This is a genomic window from Streptomyces sp. 1-11 (genome assembly GCF_007176755.1).
In the GTDB taxonomy this organism is placed as follows: Bacteria; Actinomycetota; Actinomycetes; order Streptomycetales; family Streptomycetaceae; genus Streptomyces.
Genome location: NZ_BJTV01000017.1, coordinates 100172 through 120004, shown reverse-complemented (window position 1 = coordinate 120004; position 19833 = coordinate 100172). Strand labels below are relative to the sequence as shown.

At 72.0% G+C, this 19833-nt stretch carries 18 protein-coding genes; 17 read left to right on the top strand and 1 reads right to left on the bottom strand.

Translation table 11 applies throughout. From position 1 onward, the window contains the following. The first annotated feature begins 7 nt into the window (after positions 1-7). The 9 genes from mltG to nusB all read left to right on the top strand — a co-directional run bounded on the left by mltG (position 8) and on the right by nusB (position 8879). Positions 8-1696, top strand: a complete 1689-nt coding sequence (gene mltG / locus TNCT1_RS29555; protein WP_143638165.1) for an endolytic transglycosylase MltG — start codon at positions 8-10, stop codon at positions 1694-1696. Then, positions 1677-2516, top strand: coding sequence for a shikimate dehydrogenase (locus TNCT1_RS29550; RefSeq protein ID WP_143638163.1), 840 nt, complete (start codon positions 1677-1679; stop codon positions 2514-2516). The genes mltG and TNCT1_RS29550 overlap by 20 nt, the downstream gene beginning before the upstream one ends. A gap of 165 nt (positions 2517-2681) precedes the next feature. Beyond that, positions 2682-3866, top strand: a complete 1185-nt coding sequence (aroC, locus tag TNCT1_RS29545) for a chorismate synthase (protein ID WP_143638161.1) — start codon at positions 2682-2684, stop codon at positions 3864-3866. Next, positions 3863-4381: a shikimate kinase gene (locus tag TNCT1_RS29540; protein WP_143638159.1), complete on the top strand. Its 519-nt coding sequence runs from the start codon at positions 3863-3865 to the stop codon at positions 4379-4381. Before aroC ends, TNCT1_RS29540 begins: the two co-directional genes overlap by 4 nt. Further along, entirely contained in the window at positions 4378-5469 is a 1092-nt protein-coding gene (gene aroB, locus TNCT1_RS29535; protein ID WP_143638157.1) for a 3-dehydroquinate synthase, read from the top strand. The genes TNCT1_RS29540 and aroB overlap by 4 nt, the downstream gene beginning before the upstream one ends. A 199-nt stretch (positions 5470-5668) precedes the next feature. Continuing rightward, complete coding sequence (locus TNCT1_RS29530) at positions 5669-6640, top strand: AAA family ATPase (protein WP_143638155.1); 972 nt, start codon at positions 5669-5671, stop codon at positions 6638-6640. A gap of 79 nt (positions 6641-6719) precedes the next feature. Then, complete coding sequence (locus TNCT1_RS29525) at positions 6720-7826, top strand: aminopeptidase P family protein (RefSeq protein WP_143638153.1); 1107 nt, start codon at positions 6720-6722, stop codon at positions 7824-7826. Positions 7827-7875: 49 nt separating this feature from the next. Continuing rightward, the gene (efp, locus tag TNCT1_RS29520) at positions 7876-8442 is read left to right on the top strand and encodes an elongation factor P (RefSeq protein WP_037742222.1); all 567 of its coding nucleotides are present in this window, start codon (positions 7876-7878) and stop codon (positions 8440-8442) included. Positions 8443-8444: 2 nt separating this feature from the next. After that, a complete protein-coding gene (gene nusB, locus TNCT1_RS29515; RefSeq protein WP_143638150.1) occupies positions 8445-8879 on the top strand; it encodes a transcription antitermination factor NusB in 435 nt (144 codons plus the stop codon). Between the two features lie 186 nt (positions 8880-9065). On the opposite strand, the gene bldD is transcribed toward nusB, so the two are convergent. Beyond that, the gene (gene bldD, locus TNCT1_RS29510; protein WP_129310290.1) at positions 9066-9569 is read right to left on the bottom strand and encodes a transcriptional regulator BldD; all 504 of its coding nucleotides are present in this window, start codon (positions 9567-9569) and stop codon (positions 9066-9068) included. Positions 9570-9820: 251 nt separating this feature from the next. On the opposite strand from bldD, the gene pyrR reads away from it, so the two are divergent. The 8 genes from pyrR (at position 9821) to pyrF (ending at position 19756) form a co-directional block, all read left to right on the top strand. Further along, a complete protein-coding gene (gene pyrR / locus TNCT1_RS29505) occupies positions 9821-10393 on the top strand; it encodes a bifunctional pyr operon transcriptional regulator/uracil phosphoribosyltransferase PyrR (RefSeq protein ID WP_143638148.1) in 573 nt (190 codons plus the stop codon). Positions 10394-10485: 92 nt separating this feature from the next. Further along, entirely contained in the window at positions 10486-11466 is a 981-nt protein-coding gene (locus TNCT1_RS29500) for an aspartate carbamoyltransferase catalytic subunit (RefSeq protein ID WP_143638146.1), read from the top strand. Between the two features lie 5 nt (positions 11467-11471). Next, entirely contained in the window at positions 11472-12758 is a 1287-nt protein-coding gene (locus TNCT1_RS29495; RefSeq protein WP_143638144.1) for a dihydroorotase, read from the top strand. After that, positions 12755-13315: a hypothetical protein gene (locus TNCT1_RS29490; RefSeq protein ID WP_143638142.1), complete on the top strand. Its 561-nt coding sequence runs from the start codon at positions 12755-12757 to the stop codon at positions 13313-13315. The genes TNCT1_RS29495 and TNCT1_RS29490 overlap by 4 nt, the downstream gene beginning before the upstream one ends. After that, positions 13312-14454 (top strand): glutamine-hydrolyzing carbamoyl-phosphate synthase small subunit, encoded by a 1143-nt coding sequence (carA, locus tag TNCT1_RS29485; RefSeq protein WP_143638140.1) that lies wholly within the window; start codon positions 13312-13314, stop codon positions 14452-14454. The genes TNCT1_RS29490 and carA overlap by 4 nt, the downstream gene beginning before the upstream one ends. Further along, positions 14447-17755: a carbamoyl-phosphate synthase large subunit gene (carB, locus tag TNCT1_RS29480; protein WP_143638138.1), complete on the top strand. Its 3309-nt coding sequence runs from the start codon at positions 14447-14449 to the stop codon at positions 17753-17755. The genes carA and carB overlap by 8 nt, the downstream gene beginning before the upstream one ends. 52 nt (positions 17756-17807) lie before the next feature. Next, positions 17808-18914, top strand: a complete 1107-nt coding sequence (locus TNCT1_RS29475; RefSeq protein ID WP_143638135.1) for a quinone-dependent dihydroorotate dehydrogenase — start codon at positions 17808-17810, stop codon at positions 18912-18914. After that, positions 18911-19756 (top strand): orotidine-5'-phosphate decarboxylase, encoded by an 846-nt coding sequence (pyrF, locus tag TNCT1_RS29470; RefSeq protein WP_143638132.1) that lies wholly within the window; start codon positions 18911-18913, stop codon positions 19754-19756. Before TNCT1_RS29475 ends, pyrF begins: the two co-directional genes overlap by 4 nt. Positions 19757-19833 lie beyond the last annotated feature (77 nt).

Genomic DNA, 19833 nt, shown 5'->3' with positions numbered 1-19833 from the left:
GGGATCGATGACTGAGTATGGCCGGGGCCCTGGCTCCGAACCGTGGCATCCGGAGGACCCGTTGTACGGGGACGGCGGATGGGGAGGGCAGCAGACCCACGCGGGTCAGCAGTCCCCTTACGACGGCCAGGCGCAGCAGCAGTACCCGCAGCAGCCGCAGTACGGCGACTGGGACCAGGGCCGGCAGCAGCAGCCCGGCTACGACCAGCAGCAGTACCCGTACCACCCGGAGCAGGACCACCAGCAGTACGGCGGCGCGTTCCCCGGCCAGGACCAGCGGTACGCCGAGCACACCCAGCAGCAGTACCAGCAGCAGGGGGTCTGGAACGCGAACGGCGCCCAGGACCAGGTGCCCTACCCGCCCGATCCCGGCGACCCGTACGGCCAGCAGCCCGCCGCCTACGGCGCGCAGCAGCACGACTTCTACCGCACCGAGGACGCCTACCCGCCGCCCGAGCCGCCGGGCCGCCGGCGCCCCGAGCCGGAACCGGAACCGGCGGCCGAGGAGGAGCACGCCTTCTTCTCGGGGGCGGAGGACGACGAGGACGACGCCGGGCACGAGCTGCAGAGCCGGAGTGAGCGGCGGGGCAAGGCCAAGAAACCGGTCAAGGGCAAGAAGCGCCGCAACGGCTGCGCCTGCCTGGTCGTCTGCCTGGTGTTCGGCGGAGGCATCGGCGGGGCCGGTTATTTCGGCTGGAAGTTCTACCAAAATCGTTTCGCCCCGGCCCCCGACTACGCGGGCAGCGGGACCGGCGTGAGCGTGACCGTGGAGATCCCCAAGGGCGCGGGCGGCTGGGAGATCGGGCGGCGGCTGAAGGAAGCGGGCGTGGTCAAGAGCGCCGACGCCTTCGTAAGCGCCCAGGGGCAGAACCCCAAGGGCGACACCATCCAGGCCGGCGCGTACCTGCTGAAGAAGGAGATGTCCGCCGCCAGCGCCGTGCAGCTCATGCTGGACCCGAGGAGCCAGAGCAACGTGCTCGTCAAGCCCGGCGAGCGCAACGCACAGGTGTACCAGGCCATCGACAAGCAGCTCGGCGTCTCCGCGGGCACCACCAGGAAGGTCGCCAGGGCGCAGTACAAGAAGCTGGGCCTGCCGAGCTGGGCGCAGAACAACGCCTCCATCCAGGACCCGCTCGAGGGCTTCTTCTGGCCCGCCACGTACCCGGCCGCCAAGGGCATGAAGCCCGAGGCGGTGCTGAAGCAGATGGTCGCCCAGTCCAAGCAGAAGTACGCCCCGTACAACCTCCCCGCGAAGGCGCAGGCGCTGGGCCTGAAGAACGCGTTCGAGCTGCTCACGGTCGCGAGCCTGGTCCAGGCGGAGGGCAAGACGCACGACGACTTCCGCAAGATGGCGGAGGTGGTCTACAACCGTCTCAAGCCCACCAACACCGAGACGAACCAGTTGCTCCAGTTCGACTCGACCTACAACTACCTCAAGGGCACGAGCAACATCCACATCTCCGAGAAGGAGATCAACAGCGACCGCAGCCCGTACAACACCTACACCAACAAGGGCCTGCCGCCCGGCCCGATCGGCAATCCCGGCGAGGACGCGCTGCGGGCGACCCTGAACCCGACGCACGAGGGCTGGATCTACTTCGTGGCGACGGACGGCACCACGAACACCGAATTCGCCAAGACGTACGCGGAATTCAAGCAGCTCAAGGACAAGTTCAATGCCTCCTCGGGCAACTGACGCCCGCCGGGCCGCCGTGCTCGGATCGCCGATCGCCCACTCGCTGTCCCCGGTGCTGCACCGGGCGGCCTACGACGCCCTCGGCCTCAGCGGCTGGTCGTACGACCGCTTCGAGACCGACGAGGCCGCCCTGCCCGGCTTCCTCGACCGGCTCGGACCGGAGTGGGCGGGGCTGTCGCTCACCATGCCGCTGAAGCGTGCGGTCATCCCGCTGCTGGACGAGATCAGCGACACGGCCGCCTCCGTGGACGCCGTCAACACCGTCGTGCTCACCGAGGACGGCCGCCGTCTCGGCGACAACACCGACATCCCCGGCATCGTGGCCGCGCTGTCCGAGCACGGCATCGAGGAGGTCGGGTCGGCGGCGATCCTCGGCGCCGGCGCGACCGCGTCGTCCGCGCTCGCCGCGCTGTCCCGGATCTGCACCGGCCAGGTGGTCGCCTACGTGCGCAGCGAGGCCCGCGCCGCCGAGATGCGGCGGTGGGGCGAACGCCTGGAGGTGGACGTCCGCACGGCGGACTGGGCGGACGCCGGGCAGGCGCTGCGCGCCCCGCTGGTGATCGCCACCACCCCGGCCGGTGCCACCGACGCCCTCGCCGCGGCCGTGCCGGAGCGCCCCGCCACCCTGTTCGACGTGCTGTACGACCCCTGGCCGACCGAGCTGGCGGCCCGCTGGTCCATGTTCGGCGGCGCGGTCGTCAGCGGCCTCGACCTGCTCGTCCACCAGGCCGTGCTGCAGGTGGAGCGGATGACCGGCCGCTCGCCCGCGCCCCTGGAGGCCATGCGGCACGCCGGCGAGAAGGCGCTCGCCGGGCGCTGAGCGCCCGCTCCGGCGTCCGCCTGCTGGACCGGCCGCCGAATCCGCGCCGCGGACGTGGGAGGATCGGAGGTGGCGGGCCGGGGTCGCGCACCCGGTCGCGTCGTCGCCGTACGCGAGGACACGCGTGCTGAGGGCAGTACCGGGCGCGAACACGGAGGAGCACCGTTGAGCAGGCTGCGTTGGCTCACCGCGGGGGAGTCCCACGGTCCCGCACTCGTCGCGACGCTGGAGGGCCTTCCCGCCGGCGTGCCGATCACCACGGAGATGGTGGCGGACCACCTGGCGCGGCGGCGGCTCGGCTATGGCCGCGGTGCGCGCATGAAGTTCGAGCGGGACGAGGTCACCTTCCTGGGCGGCGTCCGGCACGGCCTCACCCTCGGCTCCCCGGTCGCGGTCATGGTGGGCAACACCGAGTGGCCCAAGTGGGAGCAGGTCATGGCGGCCGACCCGGTCGACCCCGAGATCCTGGACGGCCTCGCCCGCAACGCGCCGCTGACCCGGCCCCGGCCCGGCCACGCCGACCTCGCCGGCATGCAGAAGTACGGCTTCGACGAGGCCCGTCCGATCCTCGAGCGCGCCTCCGCCCGTGAGACCGCCGCCCGGGTGGCGCTCGGCGCGGTGGCCCGGTCGTACCTGAAGGAGACGGCCGGCATCGAGATCGTCTCCCACGTGGTCGAGCTGGCCTCCGCCAAGGCCCCGCAGGGCGTCTACCCGACGCCGGCCGACGTCGAGCGGCTGGACGCCGACCCGGTGCGCTGCCTGGACGCCGACGCCTCCAAGGCGATGGTCGCCGAGATCGACCAGGCCCACAAGGACGGCGACACCCTCGGCGGCGTGGTCGAGGTCCTGGCCTACGGCGTGCCGGTGGGCCTGGGCTCGCACGTGCACTGGGACCGCAAGCTGGACGCGCGCCTGGCCGGCGCCCTCATGGGCATCCAGGCGATCAAGGGCGTCGAGATCGGCGACGGCTTCGAGCTCGCGCGGGTGCCGGGTTCGAAGGCGCACGACGAGATCGTGCGGACCGACGAGGGTATCCGGCGGGTGTCCGGCCGCGCCGGCGGCACCGAGGGCGGTCTGTCCACCGGTGAGCTGCTGCGGGTGCGCGCCGCGATGAAGCCGATCGCGACCGTGCCGCGGGCCCTGCGGACGGTGGACGTGACCACCGGCGAGGCCGCCCAGGCGCACCACCAGCGCTCCGACGTCTCCGCCGTGCCGGCCGCGGGCATCGTCGCCGAGGCGATGGTCGCCCTGGTCCTCGCGGACGCGGTGGCGGAGAAGTTCGGCGGCGACAGCGTGGCCGAGACCCGCCGCAACGTCCGGTCGTACCTCGACGGCCTGCGGATCCGGTGAGCGCGTTGCCCGCCGTCGTACTCGTCGGACCCATGGGCGTGGGGAAGTCCACCGTGGGCCGGCTCCTCGCCGAGCGGCTCGGGACCGGGTTCCGGGACACCGACGAGGACATCGTGGCCGCCGAGGGCCGGACCATCGCCGACATCTTCGTGGAGGAGGGCGAGCCCGCCTTCCGCGCCATCGAGAAGGAGGCGGTGCGCCGGGCCGTCGCCGCGCACGAGGGCGTCCTCGCGCTCGGCGGCGGAGCCGTCCTGGACCCGGACACCCGGGCGCTGCTCGCCGGGCACCGGGTGGTCTACCTGTCCATGGACGTGGAGGAGGCCGTCAGGCGCACCGGCCTCAACGTGGCCCGCCCGCTGCTCGCGGTCAACCCGCGCAAGCAGTGGCGCGAGCTGATGGAGGCCCGGCGGCACCTGTACGAGGAGGTCGCCGCGGCCGTCGTGGCGACCGACGGCCGCACCCCCGAAGAGGTCACCCGAGCAGCGCTGGACGCACTGGAGTTGAAGGAAGCATGAGCGAGTCAGTCACCCGGATCCAGGTCGCCGGCAGCGCCGGGACCGAGTCCTACGAGGTGCTGGTCGGCCGCCGGCTCCTGGGCGAGCTGGCCGGGCTGATCGGGCCGAAGGCCAAGCGGGTGGCGGTGGTCCACCCGGAGGCGCTGGCCGAGACCGGTGACGCGCTCCGCGCCGACCTGGCCGAGCAGGGCTACGAGGCCGTCGCCATCCAGGTGCCCAACGCCGAGGAGGCCAAGACCGTCGAGGTCGCCGCCTACTGCTGGAAGGCGCTCGGCCAGTCCGGCTTCACCCGCACCGACGTCATCGTCGGCGTGGGCGGCGGCGCGACGACGGACCTGGCCGGGTTCGTGGCCGCGACCTGGCTGCGCGGGGTGCGCTGGATCGCGATCCCGACCACCGTGCTCGCCATGGTGGACGCGGCCGTCGGCGGCAAGACCGGCATCAACACCGCCGAGGGCAAGAACCTGGTGGGCGCCTTCCATCCGCCGGCCGGCGTGCTCTGCGACCTCGCCGCCCTGGACTCGCTCCCGGTCAACGACTACGTGTCCGGGCTCGCCGAGGTCATCAAGGCCGGCTTCATCGCCGACCCGGTGATCCTGGACCTCATCGAGTCCGACCCCGAGGCCGCCCGGACCCCGGCGGGGCCGCACACGGCCGAGCTGATCGAGCGTTCGATCCGGGTGAAGGCCGACGTGGTCTCCTCCGACCTGAAGGAGTCGGGTCTGCGGGAGGTCCTCAACTACGGTCACACCCTCGGGCACGCCATCGAGAAGAACGAGCGCTACAAGTGGCGGCACGGCGCCGCGGTCGCGGTCGGCATGCACTTCGCCGCCGAACTCGGCCGCCTGGCGGGCCGGTTGGACGACGCGACGGCGGACCGCCACCGCACCGTCCTCGAAGCGGTGGGCCTGCCGCTGCACTACCGCCACGACCAGTGGCCCAAGCTGCTGGAGACGATGAAGGTCGACAAGAAGTCCCGCGGCGACCTGCTGCGGTTCATCGTGCTCGACGGACTGGCCAAACCGACCGTGCTGGAGGGCCCGGACCCGGCCGTCCTGCTCGCCGCCTACGGAGAGGTCGGCCAGTAACCACCCCGCTGTGCCGTTCCGTCCGATTCCGGCCGGGGCACGGGCACTTCGGACCGCCCCCGGTCGTTGCATCCGACGACGGCCGGGGGCGGTACCGTTCGGATGGGTGTCCCTCCCACGCCCCTTAGGGTGTGGGGGAGAGCGGGCTCCGCACCCGCCTGCCAGTGCCAGATGTGTGTACGAGACGGAGTGGCAACGGATGCAGCACGCAGGGGGGTCGCCGCTGCCGCCCCACCAGCAGGGGCGGGGACCGCACGCCGCCTGGGCGTCGGCCGCGCACCACCCGGGAGCCCAGCAGGGTCCCGCACCCGTGCCCCCGCCGCCACCCGGCTACCCGGCGACCGGAGCCGGACCGGTGCCCCCGTCCGGGCCCGTGCCCCCCTCCGGCCCGATGCCGCCTTCCGCGCCCGTGCCTCCGTCGGGCCCGCTGCCGCCTTCCGCGCCCGTGCCCCCGTCCGGCCCGGTGCCGCCCTCGCCCGCGCAGCCGCCCGCCCCGCGGCATGCCCCCGGCCCGCCGCCCCCGGAGACCACCGGCCACCTGCCGCTGCCGCCCGGCGGCCTCGTCGGCGTGCCCGCCGCGCCGCCGGCCTCCGCTCCCGCGCCCGATCCGGCGGCCACCACCCTGGCCGTCCTGCTGATCGGCCCGGCGGGCGCCGGCAAGACCAGCGTCGCCAAGTACTGGGCGGACCACCGGCGGGTGCCCACGGCCCACATCAGCCTGGACGACGTGCGCGAATGGGTCCGCTCCGGCTTCGCCGACCCCCAGTCCGGCTGGAACGACCACTCCGAGGCCCAGTACCGCCTGGCCCGCCGGACCTGCGGCTTCGCCGCCCGGAACTTCCTGGCCAACGGCATCTCCTGCATCCTCGACGACGCGGTCTTCCCGGACCGGCCGGTCGTGGGCCTCGGCGGCTGGAAACGCCACGTGGGCCCCGGTCTGCTGCCGGTCGTCCTGCTCCCGGGCCTGGACGTCGTGCTGGAGCGCAACGCCGAGCGCTCGGGCAACCGCCGCCTCACCGACGAGGAGGTGGCCCGGATCCACGGCCGCATGGCGGGCTGGTACGGCTCGGGCCTGCCGATCGTCGACAACTCCCAGCTCGACGTCCCGGGCACGGCCCGGGTGCTGGACGAGGTCATCGCCCGGGCGATGGCGAGCCCGCCGAGCTGGTGACCGGCGGCAGCGCCCGCCCCGGGCCCCACTCGGCCCCACCCAACCGGCACAATCCGCCCAGAACTCCTACGCTCATCTCATGTCAGAGGTGCACGCGACCCGCCGATCCCGCCTGAGGGAGCGCTGCAACGCGGCCGGCGCCCCCGCCGCCCTGGTCAGCCGCCCCGCCAACGTGCGTTACCTGGCGGGCGCCGCCCCCCAGGGCGCCGTCCTGCTGCTCGGCGGCCAGGAGGACCTCCTGGTGTGCTCCGCCCCCCCGGACGACCGCCCCGCCGAAGGGCGCCCGGACGAGAGCCTGCGGCTGCACGTCCTCCCCGCGCCCGGAGGCGACGCGGCCGTCACCGCGGCCGGCCTCGCCGACGCACAGGGCTCCGACGCCCTGGCCGTGGAGGAGCACGACCTCACCGTCGCCCGGTACCGGGCCGTGTCCTCCGTCGCCCCGCGGCTGCGCCTGGCCGACCTCGGCGCGGCCGTGGAGCAGCTCAGGGTGGTCAAGGACGAGGAGGAGATCTCCTGTCTGCGCATCGGCGCCGAGATCGCCGACCAGGCCCTCGGTGAGCTGCTGGAGTCCATCCTGGTCGGCCGCACCGAGCGCCACCTGGCCCTGGAGCTGGAGCGCCGGCTGGTCGACCACGGCGCCGACGGGCCGGCGTTCCCCACCTCCGTGGCCACCGGGCCCAACTCCGGCCGGCGCGGCCACCGTCCCACCGACCGGCGGGTGGAGGAGGGCGACTTCCTCTCCGTCTGCCTGGGCGCCACCTACCGGGGCTACCGCTGCGAGATCGGCCGTACGTTCGTCATCGGCACCTCGCCCGCCGACTGGCAGATCGAGCTCTACGACCTGGTCTTCTCCGCCCAGCGGGCCGGACGGGAGTCCCTCATGCCCGGCGCCGCCTACCGTATGGTGGACCGCGCGGCCAGACAGGTGCTGGACTCCGCGGGCTATGCGGAAGCACTGCCACCGCTGACCGGACACGGTGTCGGACTCGAAATCGACGAGGACCCGCAGCTCGCCCCCGCCGCCATGGGTAAACTGGACGCTTGCGTGCCGGTCACCGTCGAACCGGGGGTCCACCTCCCGGGCCGGGGCGGTGTCCGGATCGATGACACGCTCGTCGTACGCCCAGAGGCGGACGGCGGACCCGAGCTACTCACCATCACGACCAAGGAGCTGCTCGCCCTGTAGTCAGGTGCGTGCCCCGGGGTCGTACGTCAGTCCAGGAGATTCCGCAACCGTGGCTTCCACGAACGACCTCAAGAACGGCCTGGTGCTCAAGCTCGAAGGCGGCCAGCTCTGGTCCGTCGTCGAGTTCCAGCACGTCAAGCCCGGCAAGGGCCCGGCCTTCGTGCGCACCAAGCTCAAGAACGTGCTGTCCGGCAAGGTCGTCGACAAGACCTTCAACGCCGGTGTCAAGGTCGAGACGGCCACTGTCGACAAGCGCGACATGCAGTTCTCGTACATGGACGGCGAGTACTTCGTCTTCATGGACATGGAGACCTACGACCAGCTGATGGTCGACCGCAAGGCCGTCGGCGACGCCGCCAACTTCCTGATCGAGGGCTTCACGGCCACCGTCGCCCAGCACGAGGGCGAGGTGCTCTTCGTCGAGCTGCCGGCCGCCGTCGAGCTGGTCGTGCAGGAGACCGAGCCGGGCGTCCAGGGCGACCGCTCCACCGGCGGCACCAAGCCCGCCACCCTGGAGACCGGCCACCAGATCCAGGTCCCGCTCTTCATCACCACCGGTGAGAAGATCAAGGTCGACACCCGCACCAGCGACTACCTCGGCCGGGTGAACAGCTAACCGTGGCTGCCCGCAACACGGCCCGCAAGCGCGCCTTCCAGATCCTCTTCGAGGGTGACCAGCGCGGCGCCGACGTCCTGACGGTCCTCGCGGACTGGATCCGGCTCTCCCGGTCCGACACCCGGCAGCCCCCGGTGAGCGAGTACACGATGCAGCTGGTCGAGGGCTACGCCGAGCACGCGAAGCGGATCGACGAGCTGATCGCGAGCTACGCGGTGGGCTGGACGCTCGACCGGATGCCGGTGGTGGACCGCAACGTCCTGCGCCTGGGCGCCTACGAGCTGATCTGGGTGGACGAGACCCCGGACGCCGTCGTCCTGGACGAGATGGTGCAGCTGGCGAAGGAGTTCTCCACGGACGAGTCGCCCTCGTTCGTCAACGGTCTCCTGGGCCGGCTGAAGGAGCTCAAGCCGTCGCTGCGCCGGGACGAGGCGTAGCAGCCGGTACGACAGCACCACAACGCCACAGGGCCCGCCGCGAGCGATCGCGGCGGGCCCTGTGGCGTTGTGGTGCCCGGGCCTCCCCGGAAGGCTCCGAGAGGGCCGGCAAAGGCCGCCGGGGTGGCCGGAACCGTAGAGTTCCGGCCACCCCGGCGGCACGTTTCTGCTGAGGCGCCGTGCGGCTCAGGCCTCTTCGTGGGTCGCCACGGCGCGGCGCGCGTCCGCGTCCAGGACGCCCCAGCCGATGAGCTGCTCGGTGAGGACCGAGGGGGACTGGTCGTAGATGACGGCGAGTGTGCGCAGATCGTCCTGGCGGATCGAGAGCACCTTGCCGTTGTAGTCGCCGCGCTGCGACTGGATCGTCGCCGCGTAGCGCTGCAGCGGGCCCGCCTTCTCGGCCGGCACGGTGGCCAGCCGCTCCAGGTCCAGGACCAGCTTCGGCGGCGGCTCGGCGGCGCCGCCCGGCGTGGTGCCCGGCAGCAGCTCCTGCACGGGTACACCATAGAAATCGGCCAGCTCGGCCAGGCGCTGCACGGTCACGGCGCGGTCACCGCGCTCGTAGGAACCGACCACCACGGCCTTCCAGCGACCCTGGGACTTCTCCTCGACACCGTGGAGGGAAAGGCCCTGCTGGGTGCGGATGGCCCGGAGCTTGGCCCCGAGCTGTTTGGCGTATTCGCTGGACATATAGCTCCCCGGCACTGTGTCGACGCGGTCGGCTGTGATTTCCGCCGCGCGGCTGGTAACTCACTGTGAGGTTACGCAGCGTGACTCTGGTGCGTCAAGCCGAATGGTCCACCCCGACTCTTCCGTTCCGGTGGCGGCCGATTGCGCCGGGTGGGTGATCGAGGGGCTCCGAGGACCTGCTACGGTTGATGGCGCAAATCCGACGTCCTTTAAGGTCCGTCCCGTGAGGCGGAGAAGGAGGTCCGTTTCGTATGGACACGCACGCCAACCCGTCCCCGTCCGATGCCCGGCCCGTGCTCGAGGGCCCCGACATCGCGCGGGTTCTGACCCGCATCGCCCACGAGATCGTCGAGCGCGCCAAGGGCGCCGACGACGTGGTGCTCCTGGGCATTCCGACCCGGGGAGTCTTCCTCGCCCAGCGGCTCGCCGCCAAGCTGGAGCAGATCACCGACCGCAAGGTCCCGGTCGGCTCGCTGGACATCACCATGTACCGCGACGACCTGCGCATGCACCCGCCGCGTGCGCTGGCCCGCACCGAGATCCCCGGTGACGGCATCGACGGCAGACTGGTCGTCCTCGTCGACGACGTGCTCTTCTCCGGCCGCACCATCCGCGCCGCCCTCGACGCCCTGAACGACATCGGGCGCCCCCGCGCGGTGCAGCTCGCGGTCCTGGTCGACCGCGGCCACCGCGAACTGCCCATCCGCGCCGACTACGTCGGCAAGAACCTCCCCACGTCGCTGCGGGAGACGGTCAAGGTCCAGCTCGCCGAGGAGGACGGTCGCGACACCGTGCTGCTCGGCGTGAAGCCGGACGACCAGTAGCGAGACCGGCCGCACGGCCGCCCCGGCGCGCCCGTGCACACCCCGGTACGCCCCGAATCTCCCTGTATGAACTGCCTTACGGAGCCTGACAGATGCAGCGTCATCTCATCTCGGCCGCCGACCTCACCCGCGACGACGCCGTCCTGATCCTCGACACCGCCGAGGAGATGGCCCGGGTCGCCGACCGGCCGATCAAGAAACTGCCGACCCTGCGCGGCCGCACGATCGTCAACCTCTTCTTCGAGGACTCCACCCGCACCCGGATCTCCTTCGAGGCCGCCGAGAAGCGGCTGTCCGCCGACGTCATCAACTTCACCGCCAAGGGCTCGTCGGTGTCCAAGGGCGAGTCGCTGAAGGACACCGCCCAGACCCTGGAGGCGATGGGCGTCGACGCCGTCGTCATCCGGCACGGCGCCTCCGGGGCCCCCTACCGCCTGGCCAACTCCGGCTGGATCGACGCCGCCGTGGTCAACGCCGGCGACGGCACCCACCAGCACCCCACCCAGGCCCTGCTGGACGCGTTCACCATGCGCCGCCGCCTGGTCGGCCGGGACGCCGGGCTGGGCCAGGACCTCGGCGGCAAGCGGATCACCATCGTCGGCGACGTCCTGCACAGCCGGGTGGCCCGCTCCAACGTGGACCTGCTGCACACCCTCGGCGCGGAGGTCACCCTGGTCGCCCCGCCCACCCTGGTGCCGGTCGGCGTCGGGAACTGGCCCTGCGAGGTGTCGTACGACCTCGACAGCACGCTGGTGAAGTCCGACGCGGTGATGATGCTCCGGGTCCAGCGCGAGCGGATGAACGCCGCCTTCTTCCCCACCGAGCGCGAGTACTCGCGGCGCTACGGCCTCGACGGCGAGCGCATGGCGAGGATGCCCGAGCACGCCATCGTGATGCACCCCGGCCCCATGGTCCGCGGCATGGAGATCACCGCCGAGGTCGCCGACTCCGACCGCTGCACCGTCGTCGAGCAGGTCGCCAACGGCGTCTCCATCCGGATGGCCGTCCTGTACCTGCTGCTCGGCGGCAACGAGCCCGCCCTCACCCAAGCCCGCACCGCGGAGGAGAAGTAAAGACCATGAGCAAGATCCTGATCCGTGGTGCGAAGGTGCTCGGCGGCGAGCCGCAGGACGTGCTGATCGACGGGGAGACGATCGCCGAGGTGGGCCGGGACCTGAGCGCCGAGGGCGCCGAGGTCGTGGAGGCCGCCGGGAAGGTGCTGCTGCCCGGCCTGGTCGACCTGCACACCCATCTGCGCGAGCCGGGCCGCGAGGACTCCGAGACCGTGCTCACCGGCACCCGCGCGGCCGCGAGCGGCGGCTACACGTCCGTGTTCGCCATGGCCAACACCTTCCCGGTCGCCGACACCGCCGGCGTCGTCGAGCAGGTCTACCGGCTCGGCCGGGAGCACGGCTACTGCGACGTGCAGCCCATCGGCGCCGTCACCGTCGGCCTGGAGGGCAGGAAGCTCGCCGAGCTGGGCGCCATGCACGAGTCCGCCGCCGGCGTCACCGTCTTCTCCGACGACGGCAAGTGCGTGGACGACGCGGTGATCATGCGCCGCGCGCTGGAGTACGTGAAGGCCTTCGGCGGCGTCGTCGCCCAGCACGCCCAGGAGCCGCGCCTCACCGAGGGCGCCCAGATGAACGAGGGCGTCGTCTCCGCCGAGCTGGGTCTGGGCGGCTGGCCGGCCGTCGCCGAGGAGTCGGTCATCGCGCGGGACGTGCTGCTCGCCGAGCACGTGGGCTCCCGCGTGCACATCTGCCACCTGTCGACCGCCGGGTCCGTGGAGATCGTCCGCTGGGCCAAGTCCCGCGGCATCGACGTCACCGCCGAGGTCACCCCGCACCACCTGCTCCTCACCGACGAACTGGTGCGCACGTACAATCCGGTCTACAAGGTCAACCCCCCGCTGCGCACCGAGCGGGACGTGCACGCCCTGCGCGAGGCGCTCGCCGACGGCACGATCGACATCGTCGCCACCGACCACGCCCCGCACCCGCACGAGGACAAGGACTGCGAGTGGGCCGCCGCCGCCATGGGCATGGTGGGCCTGGAGACCGCGCTGTCGGTGGTCCAGGACACGATGGTCGACACGGGCCTGCTCGACTGGGCCGGCGTCGCCGACCGGATGTCCGTCAGGCCCGCGCAGATCGGACAGGCCACCGGACACGGCCGTCCCGTCTCGGCTGGTGAGCCCGCCAACCTCACCCTGGTCGACACGGCATACCGTGGCCGGGTGGACCCCGCGGGCTTCGCCTCGCGCAGCCGCAACACCCCCTACGAGGGACGTGAGCTGCCGGGCCGTGTGACGCACACCTGGCTGCGGGGCAAGGCCACGCTCGTCGACGGGAAGCTCACGTGACACCTGTAATCCTGCTGGCCGAGGCGAAGAAGTCGGCCGAGGTCACCGACTGGGGCGCCCGCATCGGCTGGCTCGTCGGACTCGCCCTCTTCGTCGCGCTCGTGTACTGGCTGATGCGCGAGGGCTGGAAGTGGCGCGGCACCCTCCAGAGCGACCTGCCCGCCCCGCCCGGCGCGCCGGAGGCCGCCGGGCCGGTGAGACTGAGCATGAGCGGCCGCTACCACGGCTCCACCACCGCCGGACAGTGGCTGGACCGCATCGTGGCCCACGGCCTCGGCACCCGCAGCCGGGCCGAGCTCACCCTGACCGACGCGGGTCTGGAGGTCGAGCGCCCCGGAGCGAACGACTTCTTCGTCCCCGCGGCCGCGCTGCGCGGCGCCCGGCTCGACAAGGGCATCGCCGGCAAGGTCCTCACCGAGGGCGGACTGCTGGTGGTGACCTGGGAGCTGGGCGACAAGCTCATCGACTCCGGTTTCCGCTCCGACCACGCGGCCGAGCACACCGAGTGGGTCGACACCCTGAACAAGATGATCAACGACACGGAAGGCGCACGATGACGACCTCCACCAGGGGAGCCGCGAAGGTTCCCGCCGTACTCGTCCTGGAGGACGGCCGCGCCTTCCGCGGCCGCGCCTACGGGGCCGTGGGGGAGACCTTCGGCGAGGCCGTGTTCTCCACCGGCATGACCGGTTACCAGGAAACCCTCACCGACCCGTCCTACGACCGCCAGATCGTCGTCGCGACCGCCCCGCAGATCGGCAACACCGGCTGGAACGACGAGGACGACGAGTCCCGGCGCATCTGGGTCTCCGGGTACGTCGTGCGCGACCCCGCGCGCGTGCCGTCCAACTGGCGCGCCAAGCGGTCCCTGGACGACGAGCTGGTCGCGCAGGGCGTGGTCGGCATCTCCGGGATCGACACCCGCGCGCTCACCCGCCACCTGCGCGAGCGCGGCTCGATGCGCGCCGGCATCTTCTCCGGCGAGGCGCTCGCCGGCGAGGCCGAGCTGGTCGAGCGCGTGCGCACCCAGCCGCACATGAAGGGCGCGAGCCTCTACGAGGAGGTCGCGACCAAGGAGGCCTACGTCGTCCCGGCGGTCGGCGAGAAGCGGTTCACCGTCGCCGCCATCGACCTCGGCATCAAAGGCATGACCCCGCACCGCATGGCCGAGCGCGGCATCGAGGTGCACGTGCTGCCCGCCACCGCCACGCCCGACGACGTCTTCGCCGTCGAGCCCGACGGCGTCTTCTTCTCCAACGGCCCCGGCGACCCGGCCACCGCCGACGGCCCCGTCGCGCTGATGTCCGCCGTCCTGGAGCGCCGGACGCCGCTGTTCGGCATCTGCTTCGGCAACCAGATCCTCGGCCGCGCCCTCGGCTTCGGCACCTACAAGCTGAAGTACGGCCACCGGGGCATCAACCAGCCGGTCCAGGACCGTACGACCGGCAAGGTCGAGGTCACCGCGCACAACCACGGCTTCGCCGTGGACGCGCCGCTCGACAAGGTCAGCGAGACGAAGTTCGGCCGCGCCGAGGTCTCGCACGTCTGCCTGAACGACAACGTGGTGGAGGGGCTGCAGCTGCTCGACCAGCCGGCCTTCTCCGTCCAGTACCACCCCGAAGCGGCAGCCGGTCCGCACGACGCCGCCTACCTGTTCGACCGCTTCGTTTCCCTGATGGAGGGCCAGCGTGCCTAAGCGCACCGATATCCAGTCCGTCCTGGTCATCGGCTCCGGCCCGATCGTCATCGGCCAGGCCGCCGAGTTCGACTACTCCGGCACCCAGGCGTGCCGCGTGCTCAAGGCCGAGGGCCTGCGCGTGATCCTCGTCAACTCCAACCCGGCGACGATCATGACCGACCCGGAGATCGCCGACGCCACCTACGTCGAGCCGATCACCCCCGAGTTCGTCGAGAAGATCATCGCCAAGGAGCGCCCGGACACGCTGCTGCCCACCCTGGGCGGCCAGACGGCCCTGAACACCGCCATCTCGCTGCACGAGAACGGCGTCCTGGAGAAGTACGGCGTCGAGCTGATCGGCGCCAAGCCCGAGGCGATCCACAAGGGCGAGGACCGCGACCTGTTCAAGGACGTCGTGGAGGAGGTCCGCCGCAAGATCGGGCACGGCGAGTCCGCCCGCTCGGTGATCTGCCACTCCATGGACGACGTCCTCGCGGGCGTCGAGACGCTCGGCGGCTACCCCGTGGTCGTCCGCCCGTCCTTCACCATGGGCGGCGCCGGCTCCGGCTTCGCGCACGACGAGGAGGAGCTGCGCCGCATCGCCGGCCAGGGCCTCACGCTCTCCCCGACCACCGAGGTGCTCCTGGAGGAGTCCATCCTCGGCTGGAAGGAGTACGAGCTGGAGCTGATGCGCGACAAGCACGACAACGTCGTGGTCGTCTGCTCCATCGAGAACTTCGACCCGATGGGCGTGCACACCGGCGACTCCATCACGGTCGCGCCCTCGATGACGCTGACCGACCGCGAGTACCAGGTGCTGCGCGACGTCGGCATCGCGATCATCCGCGAGGTCGGCGTCGACACCGGCGGCTGCAACATCCAGTTCGCGGTGAACCCCGAGGACGGCCGGGTCATCGTCATCGAGATGAACCCGCGCGTCTCGCGTTCCTCGGCGCTCGCCTCCAAGGCGACCGGCTTCCCCATCGCCAAGATCGCCGCCAAGCTGGCCGTCGGCTACACGCTGGACGAGATCCCGAACGACATCACCCAGGAGACCCCGGCCTCCTTCGAGCCCACGCTCGACTACGTGGTCGTCAAGGCGCCGCGGTTCGCCTTCGAGAAGTTCCCGCAGGCCGACTCCACGCTGACCACCACCATGAAGTCGGTCGGCGAGGCCATGGCCATCGGCCGCAACTTCCCCGAGGCCTTCCAGAAGGCGCTGCGCTCGCTGGAGAAGAAGGGCAGCCAGTTCGCCTTCACCGGCGAGCCCGGCGACAAGGAGACCCTGCTCCGCGAGGCCGTCCGTCCCACCGACGGCCGGATCAACACGGTCATGCAGGCCATCCGCGCAGGCGCCACGCCCGAGGAGGTCTTCGAGTACACGAAGATCGACCCGTGGTTCGTGGACCAGCTCTTCCTGATCAAGGAGATCGCGGACGAGCTGGCCGCGGCCCCCGAGCTGACCGGCGACCTGCTCTCCGAGGCCAAGCGCCACGGCTTCTCCGACCAGCAGATCGGCGAGATCCGCGGCCTGCGCGAGGACGTCGTCCGCGAGGTCAGGCACGCCCTCGGCATCCGCCCGGTCTACAAGACGGTCGACACCTGTGCCGCCGAGTTCGCCGCGCGGACGCCGTACTTCTACTCGGCCTACGACGAGGAGTCCGAGGTCGCGCCCCGCGAGAAGCCCGCGGTGATCATCCTGGGCTCCGGCCCGAACCGCATCGGCCAGGGCATCGAGTTCGACTACTCCTGCGTCCACGCCTCCTTCGCGCTGTCCGACGCCGGGTACGAGACCGTGATGGTCAACTGCAACCCGGAGACCGTCTCCACCGACTACGACACCTCCGACCGGCTGTACTTCGAGCCGCTCACGCTGGAGGACGTGCTGGAGATCGTCCACGCCGAGCAGCAGGCCGGCCCGGTCGCGGGCGTGATCGTGCAGCTCGGCGGCCAGACCCCGCTCGGCCTGTCGCAGGCCCTGAAGGACAACGGCGTGCCGATCGTGGGCACCTCGCCCGAGGCGATCCACGCCGCCGAGGACCGCGGCGCCTTCGGCCGGGTCCTGGCGGAGGCCGGCCTGCCCGCCCCGAAGCACGGCACGGCCACCACCTTCGCCGAGGCCAAGGCCATCGCCGACGAGATCGGCTACCCGGTGCTCGTCCGGCCCTCCTACGTCCTCGGCGGACGCGGCATGGAGATCGTCTACGACGAGACCCGCCTGGCCTCCTACATCGCCGAGTCGACCGAGATCAGCCCCTCCCGGCCGGTCCTCGTCGACCGCTTCCTGGACGACGCCATCGAGATCGACGTCGACGCGCTCTACGACGGCGAGGAGCTCTACCTCGGCGGCGTGATGGAGCACATCGAGGAGGCCGGCATCCACTCCGGCGACTCGGCGTGCGCCCTGCCCCCGATCACCCTCGGCGGCTTCGACATCAAGCGCCTGCGCGCCTCCACCGAGGCCATCGCCAAGGGCGTCGGCGTGCGCGGCCTGATCAACATCCAGTTCGCGATGGCCGGCGACATCCTCTACGTCCTGGAGGCCAACCCGCGCGCCTCCCGGACGGTCCCCTTCACCTCGAAGGCGACCGCGGTGCCGCTGGCCAAGGCCGCCGCCCGGATCTCGCTGGGCGCGACCGTCGCCGAGCTGCGCGCCGAGGGCCTGCTCCCGGCGAACGGCGACGGCGGCGAGCTGCCGCTGGACGCGCCGATCTCCGTCAAGGAGGCCGTCATGCCCTGGTCGCGCTTCCGCGACATCCAGGGCCGCGGCGTCGACACCGTCCTCGGCCCGGAGATGCGTTCCACCGGCGAGGTCATGGGCATCGACTCCGTCTTCGGCACGGCCTACGCCAAGTCGCAGGCGGGCGCCTACGGCCCGCTGCCCACCAAGGGCCGCGCCTTCATCTCGGTCGCCAACCGCGACAAGCGCTCGATGATCTTCCCGGCGCGCGAGCTGGTCGCCCACGGCTTCGAGCTGCTCGCCACCTCCGGCACCGCCGAGGTGCTCAGGCGCAACGGCATCAACGCCACGGTCGTGCGCAAGCAGTCCGAGGGCACCGGCCCGAACGGCGAGCGGACCATCGTCCAGCTCATCCACGACGGCGAGGTCGACCTCATCGTCAACACCCCGTACGGCACCGGCGGCCGCCTCGACGGCTACGACATCCGCACCGCGGCGGTGGCCCGCTCCGTGCCGTGCCTGACGACCGTCCAGGCGCTCGCCGCGGCCGTCCAGGGCATCGACGCCCTCAACCACGGCGACGTGGGCGTCCGCTCGCTCCAGGAACACGCGGAACACCTGACCGCGGCCCGCGACTAGCAGCCGAGGAGGGGGACACCGGAAACGGTGTCCCCCTCTTCACGAGGACACCATGTACAAGATCTTCTTCAGATTCGTCTTCAAACGGATGGACGCCGAGAAGGCGCATCACCTGGCCTTCCGCTGGATCCGGCTGGCCGTCCGCGTCCCGGTGCTGCGCACGTTCGTCGCGGCCGCCCTCGCGCCCCGCCACAAGGAGCTGCGCACCGAGGCGTTCGGGCTGCGCATGCACGGCCCCTTCGGGCTCGCGGCCGGCTTCGACAAGAACGCCGTCGCGATCGACGGCATGGCGATGCTGGGCTTCGACCACGTCGAGATCGGCACGGTCACCGGCGAACCGCAGCCCGGCAACCCCCGCAAGCGGCTGTTCCGGCTCGTAACCGACCGCGCGCTGATCAACCGCATGGGCTTCAACAACGACGGCTCGCTGGCCGTCGCGGCCCGCCTCGCCGCCCGCGAGCCGGTCTTCCGGACCGTGGTCGGCGTCAACATCGGCAAGACCAAGGTCGTTCCCGAGCAGGACGCCGTCGGCGACTACGTGAAGTCCGCCGAGCGCCTCGCGCCGTATGCCGACTACCTGGTGGTGAACGTCTCCTCGCCGAACACGCCCGGTCTGCGCAACCTCCAGGCGACCGAGGCGCTGCGCCCGCTGCTCGGCGCGGTCCGCGAGGCCGCCGACCGCGCGGTCCCGGCCCGGCGCGTGCCGCTGCTGGTGAAGATCGCCCCCGATCTCGCGGACGAGGACGTCGACGCCGTCGCCGACCTGGCGGTGGAACTCGGACTGGACGGCATCATCGCCACCAACACCACCATCGCGCGCGAAGGCCTCGGCCTGACCTCGGCGCCGTCGCTGGTGAAGGAGACCGGCGGCCTCTCCGGCGCGCCGCTGAAGGCACGCTCCCTGGAGGTGCTGCGCCGCCTGTACGCGCGCGTGGGCGACCGGATCACGCTGGTGGGCGTCGGCGGCGTCGAGACCGCCGAGGACGCCTGGCAGCGCATCCTGGCCGGCGCCACGCTGGTGCAGGGCTACAGCGCCTTCGTCTACGAGGGCCCGTTCTGGTCCCGCGCGATCCACAAGGGCCTCGCCGCGCGCCTGCGGACCAGCCCGTACGCCACCCTCGCCGACGCGGTCGGCGCCGATGTGAGGAACGACGCATGACGGCTTGTGAGCCCTTCGGCGCCCGCCTGCGCCGCGCGATGGACGAGCGCGGGCCGCTGTGCGTGGGCATCGACCCGCACGCCTCGCTGCTCGTCGAATGGGGCCTGGCCGACGACGTGGCCGGCCTGGAGCGGTTCAGCCGCACGGTCGTCGAGGCGGTGGCCGACCGGGTCGCCGTGATGAAGCCGCAGAGCGCGTTCTTCGAGCGGTTCGGCTCGCGCGGCGTCGCCGTCCTGGAGCGGACGGTGCAGGAGGCGCGCGCGGCCGGCACGCTGGTCGTGATGGACGCCAAGCGCGGTGACATCGGCTCGACCATGGCCGGGTACGCGGAGGCCTACCTGCACAAGGACTCCCCGCTGTTCTCGGACGCGCTGACCGTCTCGCCCTACCTCGGCTACGGCTCGCTCGGCCCGGCCGTCGCGCTGGCCCGGGAGAGCGGCACCGGTCTCTTCGTGCTGGCGCTGACCTCCAACCCGGAGGGCCCCGAGGTCCAGCACGCGGTGCGCGCCGACGGACGCGACGTGGGGGCCACCATGCTGGCGCACCTGGCCGCCGAGAACGCCGGCGAGCAGCCGCTGGGCTCGTTCGGGGCGGTCGTCGGCGCCACGGTGGGCGACCTGTCCTCGTACGACCTCGGCATCAACGGCCCGCTCCTGGCGCCCGGTGTCGGGGCGCAGGGAGCCACCGCGGCCGACCTCCCCCGGGTCTTCGGGCCGGCGGTGCGCAACGTGGTCCCCAACGTCAGCCGGGGGGTGCTGCGCCGGGGCCCCGGCGTCGCGGCCCTGCGGTCGGCCACGGAACGCTTCGCGGAGGAGATCCGCACCGCCGTCGCGGGCGGCTGAGCCCCCGGCCGGGTGCCCGGGGGCACGACGGGCGGGCGGGTCGAGGGTGAATACATCCTCAAATCGAGGGCAGTATG